Source organism: Streptomyces sp. ATLC9, from assembly GCF_057196705.1.
In genome coordinates, this window is the sequence record NZ_JBXUOY010000627.1 from 1 (window position 1) to 313 (window position 313).

1 protein-coding gene is annotated in these 313 nt (G+C 74.8%); it reads left to right on the forward strand.

Annotated features, from left to right (window positions below):
- The coding region (locus AC2CJA_RS27385; RefSeq protein ID WP_484605300.1) for a tetratricopeptide repeat protein at nt 1-313 on the forward strand (313 nt) is incomplete at both ends.

Here is a 313-nt window from a genome sequence, read left to right on the forward strand (position 1 = left end):
GGCTCGCGGCCGACAATCCCGCCGCCTACGAGCCCGACCTCGCACGCTCGCTGTCCAACCTCGGCATCCGGCTGTCGGAGGCCGGGCGCCGGGCCGAGGCCCTGACCGCCACCGAAGAGGCGGTGGAGATCTACCACCGGCTCGCGGCCGACAATCCCGCCGCCTACGAGCCCGACCTCGCACGCTCGCTGTCCAACCTCGGCATCCGGCTGTCGGAGGCCGGGCGCCGGGCCGAGGCCCTGACCGCCACCGAAGAGGCGGTGGAGATCCGGCGCAGGCTCGCGGCCGACAATCCCGCCGCCTACGAGCCCGA